This is a genomic window from Pseudomonas sp. NPDC087185 (assembly GCF_044744955.1).
Taxonomy (GTDB): Bacteria; Pseudomonadota; Gammaproteobacteria; order Pseudomonadales; family Pseudomonadaceae; genus Aquipseudomonas.
The window spans coordinates 203,912-229,160 of sequence record NZ_JBIUZK010000006.1; the positions used below are offsets into that span (position 1 = coordinate 203,912).

21 protein-coding genes are annotated in these 25,249 nt (G+C 63.5%); 14 read left to right on the forward strand and 7 right to left on the reverse strand.

Translation table 11 applies throughout. The annotated features are described in order from the left end of the window. The first annotated feature begins 32 nt into the window (after positions 1-32). The 6 genes from bglX to ACIPIJ_RS21130 all read left to right on the forward strand — a co-directional run bounded on the left by bglX (position 33) and on the right by ACIPIJ_RS21130 (position 8,494). On the forward strand, positions 33-2,327 hold the full coding sequence (bglX, locus tag ACIPIJ_RS21105) for a beta-glucosidase BglX (RefSeq protein ID WP_401080171.1): 2,295 nt from the start codon (positions 33-35) through the stop codon (positions 2,325-2,327). 72 nt (positions 2,328-2,399) lie between these two features. Further along, positions 2,400-4,157, forward strand: a complete 1,758-nt coding sequence (locus tag ACIPIJ_RS21110) for an ATP-binding protein (RefSeq protein WP_401080173.1) — start codon at positions 2,400-2,402, stop codon at positions 4,155-4,157. After that, on the forward strand, positions 4,151-5,479 hold the full coding sequence (locus ACIPIJ_RS21115; RefSeq protein ID WP_401080175.1) for a sigma-54-dependent transcriptional regulator: 1,329 nt from the start codon (positions 4,151-4,153) through the stop codon (positions 5,477-5,479). Before ACIPIJ_RS21110 ends, ACIPIJ_RS21115 begins: the two co-directional genes overlap by 7 nt. Before the next feature lie 222 nt (positions 5,480-5,701). Further along, positions 5,702-7,021, forward strand: a complete 1,320-nt coding sequence (locus ACIPIJ_RS21120; protein ID WP_401080177.1) for an MFS transporter — start codon at positions 5,702-5,704, stop codon at positions 7,019-7,021. A 461-nt stretch (positions 7,022-7,482) separates the two neighbouring features. Beyond that, positions 7,483-7,770 (forward strand): hypothetical protein, encoded by a 288-nt coding sequence (locus tag ACIPIJ_RS21125; protein ID WP_401080179.1) that lies wholly within the window; start codon positions 7,483-7,485, stop codon positions 7,768-7,770. A gap of 118 nt (positions 7,771-7,888) precedes the next feature. Beyond that, positions 7,889-8,494 carry a flavin reductase family protein gene (locus ACIPIJ_RS21130; RefSeq protein ID WP_401080181.1) on the forward strand — a complete coding sequence of 202 codons (606 nt, stop codon included), beginning with the start codon at positions 7,889-7,891 and terminating at the stop codon, positions 8,492-8,494. A gap of 13 nt (positions 8,495-8,507) precedes the next feature. Here the strand turns inward: ACIPIJ_RS21130 and ACIPIJ_RS21135 are convergent, their stop codons facing one another. Together ACIPIJ_RS21135 and ACIPIJ_RS21140 are read right to left on the reverse strand one after the other, a co-directional pair. Next, entirely contained in the window at positions 8,508-8,741 is a 234-nt protein-coding gene (locus ACIPIJ_RS21135) for a hypothetical protein (protein WP_401080182.1), read from the reverse strand. 56 nt (positions 8,742-8,797) lie between these two features. Then, positions 8,798-9,091, reverse strand: coding sequence for a putative quinol monooxygenase (locus tag ACIPIJ_RS21140; protein ID WP_401080184.1), 294 nt, complete (start codon positions 9,089-9,091; stop codon positions 8,798-8,800). 202 nt (positions 9,092-9,293) lie between these two features. Between ACIPIJ_RS21140 and ACIPIJ_RS21145 the strand changes: the two genes are divergently transcribed. Then, positions 9,294-10,214 (forward strand): AraC family transcriptional regulator N-terminal domain-containing protein, encoded by a 921-nt coding sequence (locus ACIPIJ_RS21145; RefSeq protein WP_401080186.1) that lies wholly within the window; start codon positions 9,294-9,296, stop codon positions 10,212-10,214. 71 nt (positions 10,215-10,285) lie between these two features. Here the strand turns inward: ACIPIJ_RS21145 and ACIPIJ_RS21150 are convergent, their stop codons facing one another. Then, on the reverse strand, positions 10,286-11,923 hold the full coding sequence (locus ACIPIJ_RS21150; protein ID WP_401080187.1) for a 5-guanidino-2-oxopentanoate decarboxylase: 1,638 nt from the start codon (positions 11,921-11,923) through the stop codon (positions 10,286-10,288). A 114-nt stretch (positions 11,924-12,037) separates the two neighbouring features. Between ACIPIJ_RS21150 and ACIPIJ_RS21155 the strand changes: the two genes are divergently transcribed. Beyond that, positions 12,038-12,916, forward strand: a complete 879-nt coding sequence (locus tag ACIPIJ_RS21155) for a LysR substrate-binding domain-containing protein (RefSeq protein ID WP_401080189.1) — start codon at positions 12,038-12,040, stop codon at positions 12,914-12,916. Here the strand turns inward: ACIPIJ_RS21155 and ACIPIJ_RS21160 are convergent. Then, complete coding sequence (locus ACIPIJ_RS21160) at positions 12,910-13,524, reverse strand: NAD(P)-dependent oxidoreductase (RefSeq protein WP_401080191.1); 615 nt, start codon at positions 13,522-13,524, stop codon at positions 12,910-12,912. The genes ACIPIJ_RS21155 and ACIPIJ_RS21160 overlap by 7 nt on opposite strands. Positions 13,525-13,551: 27 nt before the next feature. Continuing rightward, complete coding sequence (locus tag ACIPIJ_RS21165) at positions 13,552-14,427, reverse strand: MBL fold metallo-hydrolase (RefSeq protein ID WP_401080193.1); 876 nt, start codon at positions 14,425-14,427, stop codon at positions 13,552-13,554. Positions 14,428-14,531: 104 nt separating this feature from the next. On the opposite strand from ACIPIJ_RS21165, the gene ACIPIJ_RS21170 reads away from it, so the two are divergent. Together ACIPIJ_RS21170 and ACIPIJ_RS21175 are read left to right on the forward strand one after the other, a co-directional pair. Then, positions 14,532-15,440: a LysR family transcriptional regulator gene (locus ACIPIJ_RS21170; protein ID WP_401080195.1), complete on the forward strand. Its 909-nt coding sequence runs from the start codon at positions 14,532-14,534 to the stop codon at positions 15,438-15,440. 93 nt (positions 15,441-15,533) lie between these two features. Then, a complete protein-coding gene (locus tag ACIPIJ_RS21175) occupies positions 15,534-15,707 on the forward strand; it encodes a hypothetical protein (protein ID WP_401080197.1) in 174 nt (57 codons plus the stop codon). A 20-nt stretch (positions 15,708-15,727) separates the two neighbouring features. On the opposite strand, the gene ACIPIJ_RS21180 is transcribed toward ACIPIJ_RS21175, so the two are convergent. Further along, positions 15,728-16,597, reverse strand: a complete 870-nt coding sequence (locus ACIPIJ_RS21180) for an oxaloacetate decarboxylase (RefSeq protein WP_401080199.1) — start codon at positions 16,595-16,597, stop codon at positions 15,728-15,730. A gap of 357 nt (positions 16,598-16,954) precedes the next feature. Here ACIPIJ_RS21180 and ACIPIJ_RS21185 point away from each other — a divergent pair, with 357 nt between their 5' ends. Next, on the forward strand, positions 16,955-18,406 hold the full coding sequence (locus ACIPIJ_RS21185; RefSeq protein WP_401080201.1) for an MDR family MFS transporter: 1,452 nt from the start codon (positions 16,955-16,957) through the stop codon (positions 18,404-18,406). Positions 18,407-18,478: 72 nt separating this feature from the next. Here ACIPIJ_RS21185 and ttgR read toward each other — a convergent pair whose 3' ends face one another. Then, positions 18,479-19,111: an efflux transport transcriptional regulator TtgR gene (gene ttgR / locus ACIPIJ_RS21190; protein WP_401080203.1), complete on the reverse strand. Its 633-nt coding sequence runs from the start codon at positions 19,109-19,111 to the stop codon at positions 18,479-18,481. A 257-nt stretch (positions 19,112-19,368) separates the two neighbouring features. Here ttgR and ttgA point away from each other — a divergent pair, with 257 nt between their 5' ends. From ttgA to ACIPIJ_RS21205, 3 genes are read left to right on the forward strand one after another with little or no spacing between them, the layout of a single operon-like run. Continuing rightward, positions 19,369-20,523, forward strand: coding sequence for a toluene efflux RND transporter periplasmic adaptor subunit TtgA (ttgA, locus tag ACIPIJ_RS21195; RefSeq protein WP_401080205.1), 1,155 nt, complete (start codon positions 19,369-19,371; stop codon positions 20,521-20,523). Between the two features lie 3 nt (positions 20,524-20,526). Continuing rightward, positions 20,527-23,679, forward strand: a complete 3,153-nt coding sequence (gene ttgB, locus ACIPIJ_RS21200; protein ID WP_401080207.1) for a multidrug efflux RND transporter permease subunit TtgB — start codon at positions 20,527-20,529, stop codon at positions 23,677-23,679. Then, positions 23,676-25,130, forward strand: coding sequence for an AdeC/AdeK/OprM family multidrug efflux complex outer membrane factor (locus ACIPIJ_RS21205; protein WP_401080209.1), 1,455 nt, complete (start codon positions 23,676-23,678; stop codon positions 25,128-25,130). Before ttgB ends, ACIPIJ_RS21205 begins: the two co-directional genes overlap by 4 nt. Positions 25,131-25,249: the final 119 nt, after the last annotated feature.

Genomic DNA, 25,249 nt, shown 5'->3' on the forward strand with positions numbered 1-25,249 from the left:
TGGATACGGCACAGGCCTCGACAACGGAATTCATGATGAAACTGTCTTTGCTGGGCCTGGCCATGATGGGCCTTGCCAGTCAGGCGGCCCTTGCCGCCCAAACCGCCCCGCCCCTGCAAGACAAGCAGGCCTTCATCGAGCACCTCATCAGCCAGATGACCGAGGCCGAAAAAATCGGCCAGCTGCGCTTGATCAGCATCGGCCCGGAGATGCCGCACGAGAAGATCCGTGAAGAAATCGCCGCCGGGCGTATCGGCGGTACCTTCAACTCGCGCACCGCCCCCGAGAACCGTCCGATGCAGGACGCCGCCATGCGCAGCCGCCTGAAAATCCCGATGTTCTTCGCCTACGACACCATCCACGGCGAGCGCACTATCTTCCCGATCGGCCTGGGGCTGGCCGCCACGTGGGACATGGACGCCATCGCCAAGGTCGGCCGCACCTCGGCCATCGAGGCCTCCGCCGATGCCCTGGACATGACCTTCGCGCCAATGGTAGACATCGCCCGCGACCCTCGCTGGGGCCGTACCAGCGAAGGCTTCGGCGAAGACACCTACCTGACCTCGACGATCGGCCAGGTGATGGTCCGCTCGTTCCAGGGCAGCAGCCCGGCCAACGCCGACAGCATCATGGCCATCGTCAAGCACTTCGCCTTGTATGGCGCAGTTGAAGGCGGGCGCGACTACAACACGGTCGATATGAGCCTGCCAAAGATGTACAACGATTACCTGCCGCCTTACCGCGCCGCGCTGGACGCCGGTGCAGGCGGTGTGATGGTGGCGCTGAACTCGATCAACGGGGTGCCGGCCACCTCCAACACCTGGTTGATGAACGACCTGCTGCGCAAGGAGTGGGGGTTCAAGGGCGTGACCATCAGCGACCACGGCGCCATTCAGGAGCTGATTCGCCATGGCGTCGCGCGCGACGGCCGCGAGGCGGCCAAGCTGGCGATCAAGGCCGGCATCGACATGAGCATGAACGACACCCTGTATGGCGAAGAGTTGCCAGGGCTGCTCAAGTCCGGCGAGGTGACCCAGGGCGAACTTGACCAGGCCGTGCGCGAAGTGCTCGGGGCCAAGTACGAAATGGGCCTGTTCAAAGACCCTTATGTGCGCATCGGCAAGGCCGAAACCGACCTCAAGGATTACTACAGCGAAGACCGCCTGCACCGTGACGCCGCCCGCGACGTGGCGCGCCGCAGCCTGGTGCTGCTGGAGAACCGCCAGCAGACCCTGCCGCTGAAGAAAGCCGGCACCATCGCCCTGGTCGGCCCACTGGCTGATGCGCCGATCGACATGATGGGCAGCTGGGCCGCCGACGGCAAGCCGATGCACTCGGTCACCGTTCGCGAAGGCCTGCGCCGCGCCGTCGAGGGCAAGGCCAAGTTGGTCTATGCCAAGGGCTCCAACGTCACTGGCGACAAGGCGATTCTCGACTATCTGAACTTCCTCAACTTCGATGCACCGGAGATCGTCGATGACCCGCGCCCGGCTGCCGTACTGATCGATGAAGCGGTCAAGGCCGCCAAACAATCCGATGTGGTGGTTGCCGTGGTGGGTGAATCGCGCGGCATGTCGCACGAATCCTCAAGCCGTACCACACTTGAAATTCCGGCGGTTCAGCGCGAGCTGATCAAAGCCCTGAAGGCCACCGGCAAGCCTCTGGTGCTGGTACTGATGAACGGCCGCCCGCTGTCGATCGCCTGGGAACGCGAGCAGGCTGATGCCATCCTCGAAACCTGGTTCGCCGGTACCGAAGGCGGCAACGCCATCGCCGATGTGCTGTTCGGCGACTACAACCCATCGGGCAAGCTGGCCATTACCTTCCCGCGTTCGGTGGGGCAGATCCCGATGTACTACAACCACACGCGCATCGGCCGGCCATTCACCCCAGGCAAGCCAGGCAACTACACCTCGCAGTATTTCGAGGAGCCAAACGGCCCGCTGTACCCATTCGGTTATGGCCTGAGCTACAGCAGCTTCGAGCTGTCGGGGCTGACCCTGTCAGGCAAGGAACTCAAGCGCGGTAACACGCTGGAGGCCAAGGTGACGGTCAAGAACACCGGCAAGCGTGACGGCGAGACCGTGGTGCAGTTGTACCTGCAGGATGTTGCGGGCTCCATGAGCCGTCCGGTCAAGGAACTGAAGAACTTCCAGAAACTGCTGCTCAAGGCTGGCGAGTCGCGAACAGTGACCTTCCGCATCAGCGAGGAAGACCTGAAGTTCTACAATGGGCAGCTGCAGCGGGTCGCCGAGCCTGGCGAGTTCAATGTTCAGGTGGGTCTGGATTCCGAAGCTGTACAGCAGCAGAGCTTCGAATTGCTGTAAGCCGCAGTGGCCCTATCGCCGGCAAGCCGGCGATAGGGCTCTACCCGCCACCCAATCATCCGGATCTGCCCCATGCCCTTTTCCTTTCGCGCCCTGCGTCTGGGGCTGATCACCCTGCTGATTCTGGCCGGCACTGCCCTGAGTGCAGGCTGGGCCATGCATCAGGCCAGGCGCCAAGCCATGGAGGACGACGCCCGCCGCGCCAGCCAGCAGCTGGGGCTGTACGCCACGGCCCTGCATACCTTGATCGACCGCTACCGCGCCCTGCCGGCCGTGCTGGCACTGGACCCGGAGCTGATTCAGGCCCTGCGTGGGCCGGTCGACGAAACCCTGCAAGACGCGCTCAACCGCAAACTCGAACGCATCAACGGCGCAGCCAACTCGTCCACCCTGGAGCTGCTCGACCACACCGGCCTGGCCGTGGCCGCCAGCAACTGGCGCCTGCCCACCACCTACGTGGGTTCCAACTACGGCTTTCGCCCCTATTTCAAGCAAACCCGCAGCCAGGGCAGCGGCCGCTTTTATGCAGTCGGAGTGACCAGTGGCGTGCCGGGCTACTTCCTCTCCAGCGCAGTCACTGATGAACAGCGGCGCTTCCTCGGCGCCATGGTGGTCAAGCTGGAGTTCCCCGAACTGGAACGCGAGTGGCGCCAGGGCAGTGACGTGCTGCTGGTCAGCGACGCGCGCGGCATCACCTTCATCGCCAACCAGGACGGCTGGCGCTACCGCGAGCTACAGCCGCTCAGCGGCGCCGACCGCGCCGAACTGGCCGCGACGCGCCAGTACGACAAGCAACCGCTGGTGCCCTTGCAGCACCAGGTACTGACCCGTTTTGCCGAGAACAGCCACCTGAGCCGTGTGCAAGGCCCTAACGGAACGGCCGAGTACCTCTGGGAGAGCCTGCCGCTGCCAGGGGAAGCCTGGACATTGCACTTGTTGCGCAAGCCACAGGTAACGGCTGCTGGCCGCAACGCCGCCCTGGGCGCTGCCGCCGTGTGGCTGAGCCTGGTGTTCGCCGCGCTGTTCGTCAGCCAGCGCCTGCGCCTGGCCCGCCTGCGCCAGCGCAGCCGCGAAGAGCTCAAGCGCCAGGTCGAGGAACGCACCCGTGAACTGCGCACTGCCCAGGAGGGCCTGGTGCAGTCGGCCAAGCTGGCCGCGCTCGGGCAGATGTCGGCGGCCATGGCCCACGAGATCAACCAGCCACTGACCACCCAGCGCATGCAGCTGGAAACCCTGCGCCTGTTGCTCGACCACGGCCGCTACGACGAAGCGCGCCAGGCGCTGGAGCCGCTGGAGCAGATGCTCACGCGCATGGCCGCGCTCACCAGCCACCTGAAGACCTTTGCCCGCAACAGCCCCGTCGGCCTGCGCGAGCGGCTGGACCTGGCGACCGTGGTCGATCAGGCCCTGCACCTGCTCGACACGCGCATCCGCAGCGACGAGGTCGACGTGGCCCTGTACCTGGCGCGCCCGGCCTGGGTGCGTGGCGATGCGATCCGGCTTGAGCAGGTGCTGATCAACCTGCTGCGCAACGCCCTCGACGCCATGGCCGACAAACGCTACAAACGCCTGGAAATCCGCATCGAACCCGACCAGGAGCAGTGGCGCCTGAGCGTCCTCGATTCGGGCGGCGGGATTGCCGACACCGACCTGGCCAAGGTCTTCGATCCATTCTTCACCACCAAACCGGTGGGTGAAGGCCTGGGCCTGGGCCTGGCGATTTCCTATGGCATCATCCTTGAGGCCGGCGGCCAACTGCAGGCCGAAAACCTGCCGGGCGGTGCGCGCCTGAGCCTTACCCTGCCCCGTGACCTGGAGCCTGTATGCTGAATTCAGTGATCGTCGTCGATGATGAAGCGAGCATTCGCAGCGCTGTCGAGCAATGGCTGAACCTGTCCGGTTTCAACGTGCAGTTGTTCGCCCGCGCCGAGGACTGCCTGGCGCACCTGCCCCAGCATTTCCCTGGGGTGGTCATCAGTGATGTGCGCATGCCGGGCATGGGTGGCATGCAGCTGCTCGAACGCCTGCAGGCGGCCGACCCGGACCTGCCGGTGATCCTGTTGACAGGCCATGGTGACGTACCGATGGCGGTCGAGGCCATGCGCAGCGGCGCCTATGATTTCCTGGAAAAACCCTTCACCCCGCAGCACCTGCTGGGCAGCCTGCGCCGCGCGCTGGAGAAACGCCAGCTGGTACTGGAAAACCGCCGCCTTCATGAACAGGCCGACCTCAAGTCACGCCTGGAAGCCTCGCTGCTGGGCGCGTCGCAAGGCTTGCAGCAGCTGCGCCGGCAAGTGCTCGACCTGGCCAGCCTGCCGGTCAATGTGCTGATCCGTGGCGAAACCGGCAGTGGTAAGGAGCGTGTGGCGCGCTGCCTTCACGACTTCGGACCGCGGGTTGACAAACCCTTCGTCGCGCTCAATTGCGCAGCAATCCCCGAAGCGCTGTTCGAGGCCGAATTGTTCGGCCATGAGAGCGGTGCGTTCACCGGCGCCCAAGGCAAGCGTATCGGCAAGCTGGAGTATGCCAACGGCGGCACGGTTTTCCTCGACGAAATCGAAAGCATGCCCTTGGCACAACAGGCCAAGCTGCTGCGGGTGATCCAGGAACAGAAGCTGGAACGGCTGGGCGCCAACCAAAGCATCAGCGTGGATCTGCGGATCATCGCCGCGACCAAGCCCGACCTGCTCGAAGAGGCCCGCGCCGGGCGTTTTCGCGAGGACCTGGCGTATCGCCTGAATGTCGCCGAACTACGCCTGGCGCCGTTGCGTGAGCGGCGGGAAGACATCCCCTTGCTCTTCGAGCATTTTGCCCATGCCGCCGCCGCGAAGCTTGGCCGTAATGCCGCGCCGCTGTCGGGCACGCAACTGGCGCAGTTGCTGTCGCACGACTGGCCGGGCAACGTGCGGGAGCTGGCCAACGCGGCTGAGCGACATGCATTGGGACTGGGCTCGTCGAATATCGAGACAGCGCCTGCGGGACCATCGCTGGGCGAACAGATGGAGGCCTTTGAAGCCCAATGCCTGCGTGCAGCGCTGCGCCAGCATGCAGGCGAAATCAAGGCAGTGATGGAAACACTCCAGCTACCCAGGCGCACATTGAACGAGAAAATGCAGCGCCACGGGCTGGTGCGCGAGGACTTTCTCCAATAAGCGGATTTCTGCCGATCACCGCCCAGTGATAAGCGGAAATCCGCTCAACCGATACCCGTTAACCGCAGGGGTTGCGGCACAGTTACTTCCGGCAAAGCGAGCGCCCACAAGCCTTACGCCCCCATTTGGATCGCCACGCACCCATTTGGCACACCTTCTGCAATTGCCCTGGCAAGCTGCGCCCCAGGCGCGCTCCACAAAAACAACGAGAAGGTATCCCTGATGGATAACGCCACCTCCCTGCCAACCGGGGCGGCAATCGCGCCCGCCGCAGAAAAAACCACCGCCAGCCGCCTCAAGTCGATTTTCAGTGGGTCCGTCGGCAACATGGTCGAATGGTACGACTGGTACGTCTACGCCGCATTCTCGCTGTATTTCGCCAAAGCCTTCTTCCCCGCCGGTGACTCCACCGCACAACTGCTCAATACCGCTGCTATCTTCGCCGTGGGCTTCCTGATGCGCCCGATCGGTGGCTGGTTGATGGGCCTGTACGCCGACCGCAAGGGGCGCAAGGCTGCGCTGATGGCCTCGGTGCTGCTGATGTGCGCAGGCTCCCTGGTCATCGCCCTGACCCCGGGCTATGAAACCATTGGCGTCGCTGCGCCGGTCCTGCTGGTCTTCGCCCGGCTGCTGCAAGGCCTGTCGGTGGGCGGCGAATACGGCACCTCGGCCACCTACCTCAGCGAAATGGCCAGCAAGGAACGCCGTGGCTTCTTCTCCAGCTTCCAGTACGTGACCCTGATCTCCGGCCAGCTCATTGCGCTGGCGGTGCTGATCGTCCTGCAGCAGACGCTGACCACCGAGCAGCTGTATGCCTGGGGCTGGCGTGTTCCCTTCGTGATCGGCGCGCTCTGCGCGGTGGTTGCCCTGTACCTGCGCCGCGGCATGGAAGAAACCGCCTCGTTCACCAAGAAGGAAAAGGCCAAGGAAAGCCTGATGCGCACCCTGTTGCGCCACCCCAAGGAACTGATGACCGTGGTCGGCCTGACCATGGGCGGTACCCTGGCCTTCTATACCTACACCACCTACATGCAGAAGTACCTGGTCAACACCGTAGGCATGAGTATCAGTGACTCGACCACCATCTCGGCGGCCACGTTGTTCCTGTTCATGTGCCTGCAGCCGATCATCGGCGGCCTGTCGGACAAGATCGGCCGTCGCCCGATCCTGATCGCCTTCGGTGTCCTCGGCACCCTGTTCACCGTGCCGATCCTGACCACCCTGCACACCATCCAGACCTGGTGGGGCGCGTTCTTCCTGATCATGGCGGCGCTGATCATCGTCAGCGGTTACACCTCGATCAACGCCGTGGTCAAAGCCGAACTGTTCCCGACCGAAATCCGCGCCCTGGGGGTTGGCCTGCCTTACGCCCTGACCGTCTCGATCTTCGGCGGCACCGCAGAATACGTGGCCCTGTGGTTCAAGAGCGCCGGCATGGAGAGCGGCTTCTATTGGTACGTTACCGCGTGCATCGCCTGCTCGCTGTTGGTGTACGCGACCATGAAGGACACCAAGCAGCATTCGCGGATTACGACTGACTGATAGTCACCCCGCAGTTTCAAGCAAGGCGCTCCAGGCATGGAGCGCCTTTTTTTTGGGTTGAGGGAGGGCAGTTGACTCACCTGAGCCGATCAAAATGTCTATTCGGCTCATTATGTAAGCGCCGCTCCGGGATGGAGTGCGGCGATGGTGATGAGCGTGGCCTCAAAAATCGGTTGGCGCGGTATGAACCGTTGATCGACCTCACCGCTGCAGATTTCTGCTCTTAACACCCCATTAATTCTGCACCTGCATCCTGCAGCGGCTGGCGAAACATTCAGGTCACGATGCGCTCGCGGCAATCCGTGGTTGCCAAATCGAGTGCTGGATAGCGGTGACCTCGCCCAAACACATCTAATAAATAGATTTATATAGGCGATTATTTGCGCTTTTTAATCAAATTAATCGGCGTAGCATTGAATCCATAGAAACCAGCAACCTCTCGAACCAACGGAGCAACGACCATGAAAAACAAACTGATCCTCACCCTGGCCCTCTCGGTATTCGCTGCTGGCGCCTTCGCCGAAGATGGCTTCGACCGTACCAACGCCCACACCTTCGCAGCGGCTCAGACTCAAGCAGCCACCTACGCTGAAGATGGTTTCGAACGCACCGGTGCTCAGCGCTTCGCCGAAGATGGCTTTGATCGCACCGGCGGCCAACGCTTCGCCGAAGATGGCTTCGACCGCACGGGCGGCCAACGCTTCGCTGAAGATGGCTTCGACCGCACCAACGCCCACCGCATCAGCTGACCCCAGATGCGTGCAACCAGCCCGGCTTCGGCCGGGCTTGATCATTTTCAGGTGGGCACAGACTTGGCACACTAGGCGCCTTGTCCACCCAGAGGTAGGGCCTGCAAGCCCAACGCAGATGTACTACTACGAACCCGCCAAAGGCCACGGCCTGCCCCACGACCCGTTCAATGCCATCGTCGGCCCGCGCCCGATTGGCTGGATCTCCTCGCAGAACGGCGAAGGCCAACTCAACCTCGCGCCCTACTCCTTCTTCAACGCCTTCAACTACATCCCCCCGATCATCGGGTTCTGCAGCGTCGGGCGCAAAGACAGCCTGAACAACATCGAGCAGACCGGTGAATTCGTCTGGAACCTGGCCACCCGCCCGCTAGCCGAGCAAATGAACCAGAGCTGCGCTGCGGTAGCGGCGGACGTGAACGAATTCCAGCTGAGCGGCCTGACTGCGACGCCGTCGAGCATCGTCCAGGTGCCGCGCGTGGGCGAAAGCCCGGTGGCCTTCGAGTGCAAGGTGAGCCAGATCGTACAGCTCAAGCGCGCCGACCAGGCGTTGGTGCCGAGCTGGCTGATCCTGGGTGAGGTGGTGGCGGTACACATTGCCGAGCATCTGCTGAAGGATGGCATCTACGATACCGCCGCCGCCGAGCCGATCTTGCGAGGCGGAGGCCCGGCGGATTATTTCGAACTGGGTAACCTGTTCCAGATGCGCAGGCCACAGGTCTGATCGACAGCGCTGATTACCAGATCAGCTCGCCGTCCTCAGCAACGCCCTGCAGGCGCTCGAGCTCGGCACAGGCGGCTTCATCGGCCGCCATGGCGCCTTTGAAAACCTGGCCCTCCAACACCTTGTGGAAGCGCGGCGCGCCGCCCATGCCCAAGGCCTTGGTGGCGATCGCGGCGTGATAGCCACCCCCTTCCACAGGGACCATCGCCGAAACCGCTTCGAAACCAGGGAATTCTCTACGTGCCATGTTGCTGTCCGCGCAGTTGATGGAGGGGCGGCATTCTAACCCGTGCGGCGGGGCATTCAATCGAAGGTGTGCAGATCCAGGCTGCTGACCACCTGGGCCTGCACCAGCTCACCAAACACCTGCAGGGTCGGCGAGGCGAAATAACCGGTCATCGCCTGCTGGTCACGCCAGCTGCCGCTGAGCAGCCACAGATCGGCATCGGCCTGCGAGCGTTGCACGGTGAAGCTCAGGCAGCCAGGCGCACGCAGCGAGGGTTCGAGCAAGTCACGCAGGCGCGCGCCGAGTTCCGCCGAACGGCCGTTGCTGGCACGGATGAAAGCCAAGTGGGTGACCGGGTGTGGAAGGGCCATTGCACAATCTCCTTGGAGCAGGCGGACGGAAAAACCAGGCTGCCAAGGTTAGGGTCGCACCCGCGCGGCGCGTTAGGCCATTACTGCACGTCGATTGCCTGATCCTGCAGTGCGGCAGGATTAGGCAATCGACATGCAGCTTTCGACTAGCGCCCGCCATTGCCCAAACCTATGCTGCGCAGGTCAGCAGAGGAAAGCCACCATGAGCACCACGCCGTCCATCGACCCCACCCTGGAAGTGCAGCGCCAGGAACTGGCCGAACTGATCCGCCGCCATGCCGGCGAGCCCTACGGCCCGGCGTCGGCCATCGATGACCTGTACCTGGTGCGCTACACCGAAAATGTCCGTTCGGTACCGACCCTCGCTCAACCGGCCTTGTGCATCCTGGCCCAGGGCAGCAAAAGCCTGTTCCTCGGCGACGAGCAATACGCCTACGACCCGCTGCACTACATGGTGGTATCGGTGACACTGCCGCTGAGCGGCGTGAAACTCGATGCCAGCCCGGAAAACCCCAGCCTTGGCATACGCATGGACCTCGACCCGGCCGAAGTCAGCCAGCTGATTGCCGAAAGCGGGCCGATGCTGGTGCCAAACCTACCGTCCGGCCGTGGCCTGTATGTGGAAAGGACCGACCCGCAGCTGCTCGACGCGCTGCTACGGTTGATCCGTCTGCTGGACTCGCCACGCGACATTGCCATGCTGGCGCCGCTGATCCGGCGGGAAATCCTTTACCGCCTGCTGCGTGGCCCCCAGGGCTATCGCCTGTACGAAATCGCCCTGGCCAACAGCCAGACCCACCGGGTGTGCCAAGCTATCACCTGGCTCAACCAGAATTTCCAGCAACCGCTGCGCATCGAGGACCTGGCGCGGGAGGTCAACCTCAGTACCTCCACCTTGCACCACCGGTTCAAGGCTGTGACGTCCATGAGCCCGCTGCAGTACCAGAAGCAGTTGCGCCTGCAGGAGGCGCGGCGGCTGATGCTCAACGATGGCCTGGAGGCCGCAGTGGCGGGCTATCGGGTGGGTTATGAAAGCCCGTCACAGTTCAGCCGCGAGTACAGCCGACTGTATGGCGCACCACCGATCCGCGATGTGGCGCGTTTGCGGGCGAGTACTGGCTGATTTTGCCCAGCCTGTACCGGCCTCTTCGCGGGCAAGGCCGCGACGAGGCCGGTGAGGACAGAGACTGATCGTTACCCCCGTACTGCCGCCTGCCACTGGGTCTGATCAACTTGGATCAAGGTCGGGCCCTTGCGCTCCACGGCCCGACCCAGCGCAGCCTGCAGTTGCGCCACATCGCCGACATCTTCGGCCTCAGCGCCCAGGGCACGGGCGACACCGATGAAATCCGGGGTATGGATATCCACTCCGACCGGTTCGATGGCGCGGTTGACCATGTACTTCTTGATCTCCTCATAGCCCTGGTTATTCCACAGCAACACGATCAGCGGCACTTGCGCCTCCACGGCGCTAGCCAACTCCGGCAGGGTGAACTGCAGCCCGCCATCGCCAATCAGGCAAACCGCCGGTGCACGCGCGGCCAGTTGCTCGGCGCTGCCCAACCAGGCGCCCATCGCCGCCGGCAGCGCGTACCCCAGGGTGCCGTAGCCGGTCGAGGCATTGAACCAACGGCGTGGCTGGGCCATGTCCAGGGTCAGGTTGCCGGTGTACACCGGCTGGGTCGAATCGCCGACCAGGATGGCATTGGGCAGGCGCTCCAGGATACTGGTCAGTAGGCGGGTCTGGCTCAGCGTCGGCTGGTCCCAGGCTGCATTAAGCACCTCACGCAAACGCTGCACACGCGCCACGCCCCAATCGGCCGCCTTGGCCGGCTGAGGCAGCATCTGCAAACGCTCGAGCAAGGCCTGCGCCGCCAGCTCGGCATCGGCAACCAGCGCCAGCTCCGGCAGGTAGTTGCGCACGGTCTGGTCCGGGTCGATGTCGATGCGCAGCAGGCTGCCAGGGATTTCGAAGCCGCCCTTGAACGTCACGTCATAGTCGGTCTCGGCCAGTTCGGTGCCGATCGCCAGCACCACATCGGCTTCGGCCACCAGCGCACGGGTGGCGACCAGCGACTGGGTCGAGCCGATTTGCAGCGGGTGGTCGGCAGGCAGCAGGCCCTTGGCATTGATGGTCAGCGCCACCGGGGCCTGCAGATGTTCGGCCAGGCGCGCCAACACGGCGCCTGCTGCCAGTGCACCGCCCCCTGCCAGGATCAGCGGTTTGCGCGCCTTGGCCAGGCGCTCGGCCATCCGTGCCACGGCCTGTGGCGCTGCGCCTGCGCGGCTGCTGCGCACTGGGCGGCCCGGCAGCAGGTGGTCGGCAGGCTCGACCAGCACGTCCAGCGGAATCTCGATATGCACCGGGCGCGGCCGCGTGCCATCGAACACGGCAAAGGCACGCGCCAGCACCTGCGGCAGGTCGTCGGCGCTCATCAACGTCTGCGAAAACGCCGCCACACCGGCCACCAGCGCGCCCTGGTTGGGCAGTTCGTGCAGCTTGCCCCGGCCGCCACCCAGTTGGTCACGCGACTGCACGCTGGAAATCACCAGCATCGGGATCGAATCGGCGTAAGCCTGGCCCATGGCGGTGGTGATGTTGGTCATCCCGGGGCCTGTGATGATGAAACATACGCCCGGTTTGCCGCGGGTACGCGCGTAGCCGTCAGCCATGAAACCTGCGCCCTGCTCGTGGCGTGGCGTGATATGGCGGATGGACGAGCCCGCCAGCCCGCGGTAGAGCTCCACGGTATGTACGCCAGGGATACCGAAGACGTGGTCCACGCCATAGCCTTCGAGGAGTTTGACCAGTACTTCGCCGCAGGTTGCCATCAGATTTCACCTTGGTTCTTGTTGGAATCAAGGCTCATTGGACCCAACCCACCGCTATCGCCACAAGGCAAAAAAACACATACTAGCCATGTCCTGTACTCATGGCTTACCGCGATGAAACGCCTCCCGCCCCTCCCCGCCTTGCACACCTTTCTGGTCACCGCGCAGCACTGTAATTTCACCCGTGCCGCGCAGCAGTTGCACATCACCCAGGGCGCTGTCAGCCGGCAGATCGCCGGGCTTGAGGAGCACCTGGGTTACGCCTTGTTCCAGCGCCAGGCCAGGGGCCTTAGCCTGACGCGTGAGGGGCAGGACTGGCTGCCACGCGTGCAGCAGGTGTTTACCCTGATCGAACAGGGCGTACGCGAGGTGGGCGGGCGCAGTGCAACGTTGCAGCTCAAAGCCCCCACCTGCGTGATGCGCTGGTTGTTGCCACGGCTGATGGAATGGCAGGCATTGCGCCCGGATGTGCCGGTGGAGTTGACCACCACGGTGCAGCACGGGGTGGATTTTCGGCGTGAAGGGTTCGATGCGGCGGTGGTGTATGGCAGCTTGCCCAATCATGGTTTGCGGGTGCGCAAGCTGTTCGACGAGCAACTCACGCCGGTCTGCGCGCCATCGTTGTTGGCAGGCCCTGTGCCCCTGAAGCAGGTCGAGGACCTGTCGCGCCATATGCGGCTGCACCCCTCGCGGGATGAGCATGACTGGCGGCTGTGGTTGCAGGCGGCCGGGGCACCGCTCGAGCTGCACGGGCCGAAGCAGCATTTCGAGACGCTGGACATGGCCATGGCGATGGCCGCTCAGGGCACGGGCGTGGCCATCGGTGATTGGGCACTGATCGGCGATGACCTGCGCGGCGGGCGCTTGTGCATGCCCTTCGGCTTGAAGGTGACCACCGGTAAAGGCTATTACCTGGTCAGCCAGTCCAAAAGCTTGCCAGCGGGGCTGGTGGAGCTGATGGACTGGCTGGAGGGCCGTGCCGAGGCTCAGTAACCGACGGTAAAGCGCTGCCGCGAATGCGCTGGTTTCTCCAGCTCATCGATCAGTGCAATGGCGTAGTCGGCGAAAGTGATCCAGCTCTTGCCATCGCTGCCGATCAGCAGGTGGTCCTTGCCCAATGTGTACTTCCCGCTGCGCTCCCCTTCGACAAACTCAGCCGACGGCGACAGGAAGGTCCAGTCCAGGTTCTGCTCCTGGCGCAGCACCTCGAGAAAACGCACGCCAGCACTGGCCTCGGCCTTGTAAGCCTCGGGGAAGTCCGGGCTGTCGATGACCCGATGCCCGGAAGGCAACAGCAGGCTGCCGGCGCCCCCGACCACCAACAGGCGTTTGACGCCCGCACGCTTCACCGGCTCGATGATCGCGTGCGGCTCGATGGTCGAGAAATGCGCCGCACTCAGCACAGCGTCCAATCCGGCGACAGCCTTTTGCAGGGCCGCGCTGTCTTTGACATCGAGCGCTTGCACCGTGACACCTGCACGCCCTTGCAGCGCTGAAGGGTCGCGGGCAATGGCCAGCACACTGTGCCCGCGCCGCAGGGCTTCTTCCAACAGTTGGCTGCCGGCCCGGCCGGTGGCACCGATGATTGCGATCTTGCTCATGAGTAACACTCCTTCAACTGAATGGAATTACCACTTCATTTCGCCCTTGGCGACCTTGGCACCGAGCTCCAGCGAGCTTTCATCGGCCAGGCCCGGGTAACGTTTTTTCATCGCGGCGATCAGCACACTGGCATCCTTGGCCTTGGCAGCTTCAGCATCAAACGCGCGGATATAGTGGGCCGTGAAGCGCACGGCATCGAGCGAATGGCCGCTCTGGCCCAGGTAGTGGCCGGCCACCACGGTACGCGGGGCCAGTTGCTCGATATGCTTGAGCGTGCCCAACCAGTCGGCATGCGACTTGGCCGACTGGGTATCGGCCATCCACACGTGAATATTTTCGGAAACCACCACGCCACCGACCACCGCCTTGATCGACGGGATCCAGACAAAACTGCGCTCAGGTTGCGGGCCGTCCAGCCCCATGACTTCGAGCGCCTGCCCCTCCAGCATCAGGCGATTGCCATCGAGCACCTGTGGCATCACCAGCCGCGCCGGTTTGTCGCTGCCCATCTGCGGGCCCCAATAGGCCAGCTTGGCGTCCATGGTCTGGCGGATATGGGCAACGGTGGCGGCCGAGGCAACCACCTTGGCCTTGGGGAAGGCCTGGGTCAGCGTGTCGAGACCAAAATAGTAGTCCGGGTCGCCATGGCTGATATAGATGGTGGTCAGGTGCTTGCCGCCAGCCCGCAGGCGCTGCACCACTTGTTCAGCCTGGGCCTTGCCGAACTGGGCGTCGACCAGGATGGCGTCTTTTTCGCCACTGACGATTACCGAGCTGACCGGGAAGATGGCTTCATGGCCTGGGTTGTAGATATCCAGGTGCAATGGCTCGGCGGCCTGGGCATGGCCGCTCAGGGTGAAACACGCGAGCACCAGGCCGCGCAAGGGGGTGAAGATCGACATGCTCTGTGACCGTCCGCAAAAAGAATGAACATCAGCTTAGTTGCTCGATCCGTGACAAAAAATGCGATGCTGCAACATAGTTTGTTTCTAAAAACGAGCAAATCATGGACCGTCTCAACGCCATGCGCGTTTTCGTCACCGTCGTCGACCTGGGCAGCCAGTCGGCGGCGGCAGATCATCTGCAGTTGTCGCGGCCGGTGGTCTCGCGCTACCTCGCAGAACTGGAAGAGTGGGTCGGCGCGCGCCTCATGCAGCGCACCACGCGCAAGCTGAGCCTGACCGCCGCTGGCCTGGAAACCCTGCCGCGCTGCCGCCAGTTGCTGGACCTGGCCGGCGACCTGCAAGCCGCCGTGCGGCAACCGGAAGACGCACCGCGCGGCGCGCTGCGCATCAGTGTCAGTACCTCGTTCGGCCAGGCGCAACTGGTGGATGCAGTGGCCGCGTACGTGCGGCGCTACCCTGGAGTGAAAGTCGAACTGCAGATGCTCGATCGCACGGTCAACCTGGTGGACGAGCGCATCGACCTGGCCATCCGCACCAGCAACGACCTGGACCCCAACCTGATCGCCCGGCGCCTGACCGTATGCCGTTCGGTGGTGTGCGCGGCGCCGGCCTACTTGCGCGAGCACGGCACCCCGCAACGGGTCGAGGAGCTGAGCCGACACAATTGCCTGACGCATGCTTACTTCGGCCACAGCCTCTGGCAATTCGAGGTAGGCGGCCAGCTGATCGCCGTGCCGGTCGAAGGGAATATCAGTGCAAACGAGGCGATGACGCTGCAGAAGGCGGCACTGGCCGGCGCCGGCATCGCCATGCTGCCGACCTACCAGGCTGCCACTGCCCTGCGTACGGGCGAACTGGTGCGCCTGCTGCCCGAAGCGCGGCCGCAACAGCTGAACCTGAACGCGGTGTACACGTCGCGCAAGCACATGCCCGCGACCCTGCGCAGCATGCTGGACTTTCTCGCGCAGCGCTTCAGCGACGAACCGGAGTGGGATGAGGACGTGTTGTGAACTGCCGCGCATGCGGGCAGTAACGGCAAGCAGCCGCCTGCGATTGGCCTATGCTTGACGTATCACCTGTTTTTGCAACAGGAGGTAAGCAACATGGGCATCAAATCCAGAAGAGTCGCCCTGTTCATGGCCTTGACCGCAGTCGCCGGGCTGTATGGCTCGGCCTGCTGGCGCGCCGAACTGCTACGCAGCCAGCCCAGCGCGGCAGCGCGTTGCGAGCAGGCGCACTGCGTGCCGCACACCGCCACCTTGAGCGCCGTTCGCTGAGCGCAACGGCGCCATGCCGGTCACTCCTCGACGCTCATGTATTCCTTGGCCCAGCGGATGTAGTCCTCAGGCTGGGTATAGGTGTGCGAGAGTTCGGTGGCACTGAGGTTTTCCGACTTGTTCTGCTGGCCGCGCTGCAAGCGCAGGCAGTCGTAGGTTGCCTTGATCGCGGCAAAGTAGGCGGCGTGGCCATCGACCACGATGCGCACGCCGAGCCGTGCCAGGCGTGCGTCGTCACGCAGGTTGGGGTTGGCGTAGGTCACCAGCATCAACGGCACGGTCAGGTGCTCGGCAATCTGTTCCAGCTGCTCGAAGTCCTTCACCCCCACCATGCAGATACCGTCGGCACCGGCCTTTTGGTAGCTCTGGGTGCGCACGATGATTTCTTCGGTGCTGAGCACGCCGGCATTGGTGCGGGCGATGATCGACAGCGACGAGTCGACCCGCGCTTCCAGGGCCGCACGGATCTTGCCGACGCCTTCGTCGACCGGGATCAGGTCGGTGGACTTGCGCCCGAACTGGGCTGGCAGCAGGGTGTCTTCGATGGTCAGCGCAGCCACGCCGGCGCGCTCCAGCTCGATGACGGTGCGCATCACATTCAGCGCGTTGCCATAACCATGGTCGGCATCGGCGAGGACCGGCAGCTGGGCCACGCGGCCGATGCGGGTGGCCTGCTCGACGAACTCGCTCAGGGTGATCAGGGCGAAGTCTGGCGCAGCCAGCACCTGCAACGAAGCGACCGAGCCGCCGAGGATACCGACTTCAAAGCCCAGGTCGGCGGCAATACGCGCCGACATCGGGTCGAACACGGACGCCGTGTGGTAGCAGGAACCTGAAGCGAGCAGCTCGCGGAAGGCAAAACGCAAATCTTGGTGGGAAGCCCTGGGCATGATCACTCCGCTAGTACGTGAAATTGAACGGTTGCTACCGACCCCTGAATCGGGTCTACCTGACCTGTTCCAACCGTCGCCATCTGGGCGGTCATGCTCGACATGCAGGCAGAGGAATAAAAGGTGTGGGATACAGCGGCACTGAAACCCTGCGACATCTTGCTGCACCAAGCTGGTGCAAGCCCCGGATTTCAGCCCCTGCGGCCCACGCACGATATCACGCGGCCATGCAGCACTGGATGAATGCGCCAATGCCGATCTTGCATAGGGGATGCAGATAGTACATAGGAAGCTACCTAAGTCGGGTTACAATTCGACGCTATTCCAGGCGCCCGACAGCCGATGAAGGTAACTCCCGTGACCGCTGCACTGCCCCCCACCGCCCTGCGCAACGTGCTTACCGCGTTGATGCTGGCCATTTTCCTCGGTGCCCTCGACCAGACCATCGTTGCCGTCTCCCTGCCGGCCATCTCCGCGCAGTTCAACGATGTCGGCCTGCTGGCCTGGGTGATCTCCGGCTACATGGTGGCGATGACCGTGGCCGTGCCGATCTACGGCAAGCTGGGTGACCTCTACGGTCGCCGGCGCATGATCCTCACCGGTATCAGCCTGTTCACCCTGGCCTCGATCGCCTGCGCGCTAGCCCAGGACATGCAGCAACTGGTGCTGGCGCGGGTGCTACAGGGGATTGGCGCGGGCGGCATGGTCTCGGTGAGCCAGGCGATCATCGGCGACTTCGTGCCACCCCGCGAGCGTGGGCGCTATCAAGGTTATTTCAGCAGCATGTACGCCGTGGCCAGCGTTGCCGGGCCGGTATTGGGCGGCTGGCTGACCGAGTACCTGTCGTGGCGCTGGGTGTTCTGGATCAACCTGCCATTGGGCCTGGTCGCACTGTGGGCGATCCACCGCGCCTTGAGCGGCATGCCCGTGCAGCGCCGCCAGGCCCAGGTGGACTACCTGGGTGCCGTGCTGTTGATTCTTGGCCTGGGTAGCCTGTTGCTGGGCATCACCTTGGTCGGCCAGGGCCAAGCCTGGAGCACTCCCGCTGTCATGGTCCTGTTTGCCTGCGCCGGGCTCGGCACGGCCCTGTTCATCGCCCACGAGCGCCGCTGCCAGGAGCCGTTGCTACCGCTCGGCCTGTTCGGCAACCGGGTCGCTGTGCTGTGCTGGGGAGTGATTTTCTTCGCCAGCTTCCAGTCGATTTCACTGACCATGCTGATGCCCTTGCGCTACCAGGGCATCACCGGTGCCGGTGCCGACAGCGCAGCGCTGCACCTGCTGCCCTTGGCCATCGGCCTGCCCATCGGTGCATTTACCGGGGGGCGCATGACCAGTATCACTGGCCGCTACAAGCCACAGATCCTGGCCGGCGCCTTGCTGATGCCAGTGGCGATCTTCGCCATGGCCATCACCCCACCCCAGTCTGGCCTGCTCAGTGCCGTGTTCATGCTGCTTACCGGGATCGCCTGCGGCCTGCAGTTCCCGACATCGCTGGTGGGCACGCAGAGCGCAGTGGACAGCAAGGACATCGGCGTGGCCACCAGCACCACCAACCTGTTCCGCTCGCTGGGCGGTGCGATGGGCGTGGCGTGCATGTCCAGCCTGTTGCTGGCGCTGCTGCACCAGGGCGGCTTCGAGTTGCTGGGTAATCCCTTGCTGGGGAGCTTGCAGGCGGGCGAGGCAGACCCTGCTACCCAGGCACGCTTGCTGGAAACGTTCAGGTATCTGCTGCTAGGCAGCGCGGCGGTGGCACTGCTGGGCCTGATGGCCGCATTGGCATTGCCGGACCGGCAACTGCGCGGGCGCTGAGGGAGTACCCGAAGGTATTAACCCTCCCTTAATACAAGGTGGGGACACTCCCTCACAATCCTTAACAAAGTGTCATTTGCGCAAGGCAGGGCTCCAGCGCAGCATATCCAGCCCGGTGTCGACCCATTTTTCGGCATCGCGCACGAGGTCGAAGCTGTCAGGCAGCAGCAACCAGCGCCCCATCAGGCCATCGACGTAGGCAAAGATGGCCACGGAGGCGCGCTCGACGTCCAGCTCGGCCGGCAGTTGCTCACGGCGCACGGCATTGGCCAACGCCAGGGTAATGCCCTCGTGGCAATCCAGCACTGCGCTCTGGCGCTGCTGGCGAATTTCACACATGTCATCGGTGAACTCGCACTTGTGATGCAGGATTTCATTGATACGCCGGGTACGGGCGTCGAGCACCAGCTCGTTGAACACTTGCAACAGCAGCTTGCGCATGCAGCCAAGCGGGTCGACTTCGTCTTCACTTTCGCTGGCGCGTGCCAAGTGGTCATGGGTTTCGTGCAGGCTGTCGAGCAGCGCCTGCACCAGCTCCGCCTTGTTATTGAAATGCCAATAGATCGCCCCCCGGGTCACGCCCGCCAGTTCGGCGATGTCTGCCAGGGTGGTTCGCGCAACTCCACGCTTGTAGAAGGCCTTTTCCGCAGCCTCGATGATTTGCGCGCGGGTTTCCTGGGCTTCTTCTTTGGTTCGACGGACCATGGCAGTACAACCTCATCTGGGCCCGCAGGCGCGTCGCGTGCGGGGAATCCGCCGGGGCCACCTCTGCAGGGTGCCTCCCGGATAGGCTAATCAAGGGGCTGGGACAGTAGCAAAGTACTACCCAACGGTATTTACAAACAACCATGAATGTAAGTATATTCGTTAGTAAGCTATTTATCCACCTGATAGCATTTTTTCTGACCAGACTCTTCCATTACTCTTGAGCGTCTCCCAGCTCTAGCGACCCGAGGATCCTCATGCAATTCAAGCCAGCCGTTACCGCTCTGGTTTCCGCCGTCGCCCTGGCCACCCTGCTCAGTGGCTGCAAGAAAGAAGAAGCCGCGCCCGCAGCACAGGCTCCTCAGGTCGGCGTCGTGACCATACAGCCGCAAGCCTTCACGCTGACCTCGGAACTGCCGGGGCGCACCAGCGCCTACCGCGTCGCCGAAGTCCGCCCGCAGGTCAATGGCATCATTCTCAAGCGCCTGTTCAAGGAAGGCAGCGAGGTCAAGGAAGGCCAACAGCTCTACCAGATCGACCCTGCCGTCTACGAGGCCAACCTGGCCAACGCCCAGGCCAACCTGCAGGCCACCCGTTCGCTGGCCGAGCGCTACAAGCAGCTTATCGACGAACAGGCGGTGTCCAAGCAGGAGTACGACGACGCCAATGCCAAACGATTGCAGGCCGATGCTTCGCTGAAGAGCGCTCAGATCGACCTGCGCTACACCAAAGTGCTGGCACCGATCAGCGGCCGTATCGGCCGTTCTTCGTTCACCGAAGGTGCGCTGGTGAGCAATGGCCAGACCAATGCCATGGCCACCATCCAGCAGCTCGACCCGATCTACGTCGATGTCACCCAGTCCACTGCCGAGCTGCTCAAGCTGCGCCGTGAGCTGGAAAGCGGCCAACTGCAGAAGGCCGGCGCCAACACAGCATCGGTCCAACTGGTGCTGGAAGACGGCAGCCTGCTCAAACAGGAAGGTCGCCTGGAGTTCTCCGAAGTCGCGGTGGACGAGACCACGGGCTCCGTGACCCTGCGCGCCATCTTCCCCAACCCGGATCACACCCTGCTGCCAGGCATGTTCGTGCATGCGCGGCTCAAGGCCGGGGTCAACAGCAGCGCCATCCTGGCCCCGCAGCAAGGCGTCACCCGTGACCTCAAGGGTGCACCGACCGCGCTGGTGGTCAACCAGGATAACAAGGTCGAACTGCGTCAGCTCAAGGCCAGCCGTACCCTGGGCAGCGACTGGCTGATCGAGGAAGGCCTGAACCCGGGCGACCGCCTGATCACCGAAGGCCTGCAGTACGTGCGCCCAGGCGTCGAGGTCAAGGTCAGCGATGCCACCAACGTCAAGAAGCCGGGTAGCCCTGATCAGGCCAACGCGGCCAAAGCAGACGCCAAAGCGGAGTAAACCATGTCGAAGTTCTTTATCGATCGCCCGATCTTCGCCTGGGTGATTGCCTTGGTGATCATGCTGGTCGGCGCCTTGTCGATCCTGAAGCTGCCGATCAACCAGTACCCGAGCATCGCACCGCCGGCCATCGCCATCGCCGTGACCTACCCGGGCGCTTCGGCGCAGACCGTGCAAGACACCGTGGTGCAGGTCATCGAACAGCAGCTCAACGGTATCGACAACCTGCGTTATGTTTCCTCGGAGAGTAACTCCGACGGCAGCATGACCATCACGGCCACCTTCGAGCAGGGGACCAACGCCGACACCGCGCAGGTCCAGGTACAGAACAAGCTGAACCTGGCCACCCCGCTGCTGCCGCAGGAAGTGCAGCAGCAAGGTATCCGTGTTACCAAGGCAGTGAAAAACTTCCTGCTGGTAATCGGCCTGGTGTCCGAAGACGGCAGCATGACCAAGGACGACTTGGCCAACTACATCGTCTCCAACATGCAGGACCCGATCTCGCGGACTGCCGGCGTGGGTGACTTCCAAGTGTTCGGTGCGCAGTACGCCATGCGTATCTGGCTCGATCCGGCCAAGCTGAACAAGTTCCAGCTGACCCCGGTCGACGTCAAGACCGCGGTGGCCGCGCAGAACGTGCAGGTGTCGTCCGGCCAGCTCGGCGGCCTGCCTGCCCTGCCGGGCACCCAGCTCAACGCCACCATCATCGGCAAGACCCGCCTGCAAACCGCCGAGCAGTTCGAGAAGATCCTGCTCAAGGTCAACAAGGACGGTTCGCAAGTGCGCCTGGGTGATGTTGCCCAGGTAGGCCTGGGTGGCGAGAACTACGCCGTCAGCGCCCAGTTCAACGGCAAGCCGGCCTCGGGCCTGGCAGTCAAGCTGGCAACCGGCGCCAATGCCCTGGATACCGCCAAGGCCCTGCGCCAGACCATCAACGACCTGGAACCGTTCTTCCCGCCGGGGGTGAAAGCGGTATTCCCGTATGACACCACGCCGGTGGTCACCGAGTCGATCAGCGGGGTCATTCACACCCTGATCGAAGCCGTGGTCCTGGTGTTCCTGGTGATGTACCTGTTCCTGCAGAACTTCCGCGCCACCATCATCACCACCATGACCGTACCGGTGGTGTTGCTGGGTACCTTCGGCATCCTTGCCGCGGCGGGCTTCAGCATCAACACCCTGACCATGTTCGCCATGGTCCTGGCCATCGGCTTGCTGGTGGACGACGCCATCGTCGTGGTGGAGAACGTCGAGCGGGTGATGTCCGAGGAAGGCTTGCCGCCCAAGGAGGCGACCAAGCGTTCGATGGAACAGATCCAGGGCGCCCTGGTGGGTATCGCCCTGGTGCTGTCGGCGGTACTGCTGCCCATGGCATTCTTCGGCGGCTCCACGGGTGTGATCTACCGGCAGTTCTCAATCACCATCGTCTCGGCCATGGGCCTGTCGGTACTGGTGGCACTGATCTTCACCCCGGCGCTGTGCGCCACCATGCTCAAGCCGTTGAAAAAGGGCGAGCACCATGTGGCCAAGGGTGGTTTCTTCGGCTGGTTCAACCGCAACTTCGACCGCAGCGTCAACGGCTACGAGCGCAGCGTCGGTACCATCCTGCGCAACAAGGTGCCGTTCCTGCTCGCCTACGCGCTGATCGTGGTTGGCATGATCTGGCTGTTCGCCCGAATTCCAACGGCGTTCCTGCCCGAGGAAGACCAGGGCGTACTGTTCGCCCAGGTACAGACCCCGGCCGGTTCCAGTGCCGAGCGCACCCAGGTGGTGGTCGACCAGATGCGTGAGTACCTGCTGAAGGAAGAGTCCGACACCGTGTCGTCGGTGTTCACCGTCAACGGCTTCAACTTCGCCGGCCGCGGTCAGAGCTCAGGCATGGCGTTCATCATGCTCAAACCGTGGGGCGAGCGCTCCAAGGAGAACAGCGTGTTCGCCCTGGCGCAGCGTGCCCAGCAGCACTTCTTCACCTTCCGCGATGCCATGGTGTTCGCCTTCGCGCCACCTGCGGTACTGGAACTGGGTAACGCCACCGGCTTCGACGTGTTCCTTCAGGACCGCGGCGGTGTCGGCCATGCCAAACTCATGGAAGCGCGCAACCAGTTCCTGGCCAAGGCGGCACAAAGCAAGGTGCTCAGCGCCGTGCGCCCGAACGGCCTGAACGATGAGCCGCAGTACCAGCTGACCATCGATGACGAACGTGCCAGCGCCCTGGGCGTGACCATTGCCGACATCAACAACACCCTGTCGATTGCCCTGGGTGCCAGCTACGTCAACGACTTCATCGACCGCGGCCGGGTCAAGAAGGTGTACATCCAGGGTGAGTCCGACGCCCGGATGAGCCCGGAAGACCTGCAGAAGTGGTACGTGCGCAACGGTGCGGGCGAGATGGTACCGTTCTCCTCCTTCGCCAAAGGCGAGTGGACCTACGGTTCGCCCAAGCTGTCGCGTTACAACGGTGTCGAGGCGATGGAAATTCTCGGTGCGCCAGCCCCTGGCTACAGTACCGGTGAGGCCATGGCCGAGGTTGAGCGCATTGCCGGTGAGTTGCCGGACGGTATCGGCTTCTCCTGGACCGGCATGTCCTACGAGGAAAAACTCTCCGGCTCGCAGATGCCGGCACTGTTCGCCCTCTCGGTACTGTTCGTGTTCCTCTGCCTGGCAGCCTTGTATGAAAGCTGGTCGATCCCGATCGCCGTCGTGCTCGTGGTACCGCTGGGTATCATCGGTGCGCTGATCGCCACCAGCCTGCGCGGGTTGTCCAACGACGTGTACTTCCTGGTCGGCCTGTTGACCACCATCGGCCTGGCGGCGAAGAACGCGATCCTGATCGTCGAATTCGCCAAAGAGCTGCACGAGCAGGGCCGCAGCCTGTACGACGCGGCGATCGAGGCATGCCGCATGCGTCTGCGCCCGATCATCATGACCTCGCTGGCGTTCATCCTCGGCGTGGTACCGTTGACCATCGCCAGCGGCGCCGGCGCGGGCAGCCAGCACGCCATCGGCACCGGCGTGATCGGCGGCATGATCAGTGCAACCATCCTGGCAATCTTCTGGGTACCGCTATTCTTCGTCGCAGTGTCGTCACTGTTCGGCAGCAAAGAGCCGGAAAAAGACGTCACCCCTGAAACTCCACGTTATGAGGCTGGGCAATGACCAAGTCTTTGTTGTCCCTGGCGGTAACCGCTTTCATTCTTGGCGGCTGCTCGCTGATCCCTGACTACCAGACCCCGGAAGCGCCGGTGGCACAGCAGTGGCCGCAAGGCCCTGCGTACTCCCCGACCCAGTCGGCGGACGTCGCTGCCGCCGAACAGGGCTGGCGCCAGTTCTTCCATGACCCGGCGCTGCAGCAGCTGATCCAGACCTCGCTGGAGAACAACCGCGACCTGCGCGTCGCGGCGCTGAACCTGGACGCCTACCGCGCCCAGTACCGCATCCAGCGTGCCGACCTGTTCCCGGCGGTTTCGGCCACCGGCAGCGGCAGCCGTCAACGCCTTCCGGCAAACCTGTCGACCACTGGCGAATCCAGCATCACCAGCCAGTACTCGGCCACCCTGGGCGTCAGCGCCTATGAGCTGGACCTGTTCGGCCGGGTACGCAGCCTCACCGACCAGGCCCTGGAAACCTACTTGTCCAGCGAGCAGGCACGCCGCTCCACGCAGATCGCCCTGGTGGCCAGCGTGGCCAACGCCTACTACACCTGGCAAGCCGACCAGGCGCTGTTCAAGCTGACCGAAGACACCCTCAAGACCTATGAGGAAAGCTACAACCTGACCCGCCGCAGCAACGAAGTCGGCGTGGCGTCGGCACTCGACCTGAGCCAGGCACGCACCGCCGTGGAAGGCGCGCGGGTCAAGTACTCGCAGTACCAGCGCCTGGTCGCCCAGGACCTCAACAGCCTGGCCGTGCTGGTCGGCACCGGTGTACCGGCCAACCTGCCGGCCTCGCTGAAGCTGGACGCCGACCAGTTGGCCGAAGTGCCCGCTGGCCTGCCGTCCGATCTGCTGACCCGGCGCCCCGACATCCAGGAAGCCGAGCACCTGCTCAAGGCCGCCAACGCCAACATCGGCGCGGCGCGTGCCGCGTTCTTCCCGAGCATCAGCCTGACCGCCAATGCCGGCACGCTGAGCCCGGACATGGACGGGCTGTTCAAGGGCGGTTCGGGCACCTGGTTGTTCCAGCCGCAGATCAACCTGCCGATCTTCAACGCCGGCAGCCTGAAGGCCAGCCTGGACTACTCGAAGATCCAGAAGGACATCAACGTCGCCAAGTACGAAAAGACCATCCAGACCGCCTTCCAGGAAGTCTCCGATGGCCTGGCAGCGCGCAAGACCTTCGAAGAGCAGTTGCAGGCGCAACGTGACCTGGTGCAGGCGAACCAGGACTACTACCGCCTGGCCGAGCGTCGCTACCGCATTGGCATCGACAGCAACCTGACCTTCCTGGATGCCCAGCGCAACCTGTTCAGCGCCCAGCAGTCGCTGATCACCGATCGCCTGTCGCAGCTGACCAGCGAGGTCAACCTGTACAAGGCCTTGGGTGGTGGCTGGTACGAGCAGACCGGGCAAGCCAATCAGCAGGCGTCGGTCGATACCGCAAAACGCTGATCCAACGGCAACAGCATCAAGCCCACCCTCGCGGTGGGCTTTTTGTTTTTCGCAGCCGACAATTAACCACCTGGAACATTCCGTTCGATTATCGCCCGCTTCCGCATGCGGCGAATTGC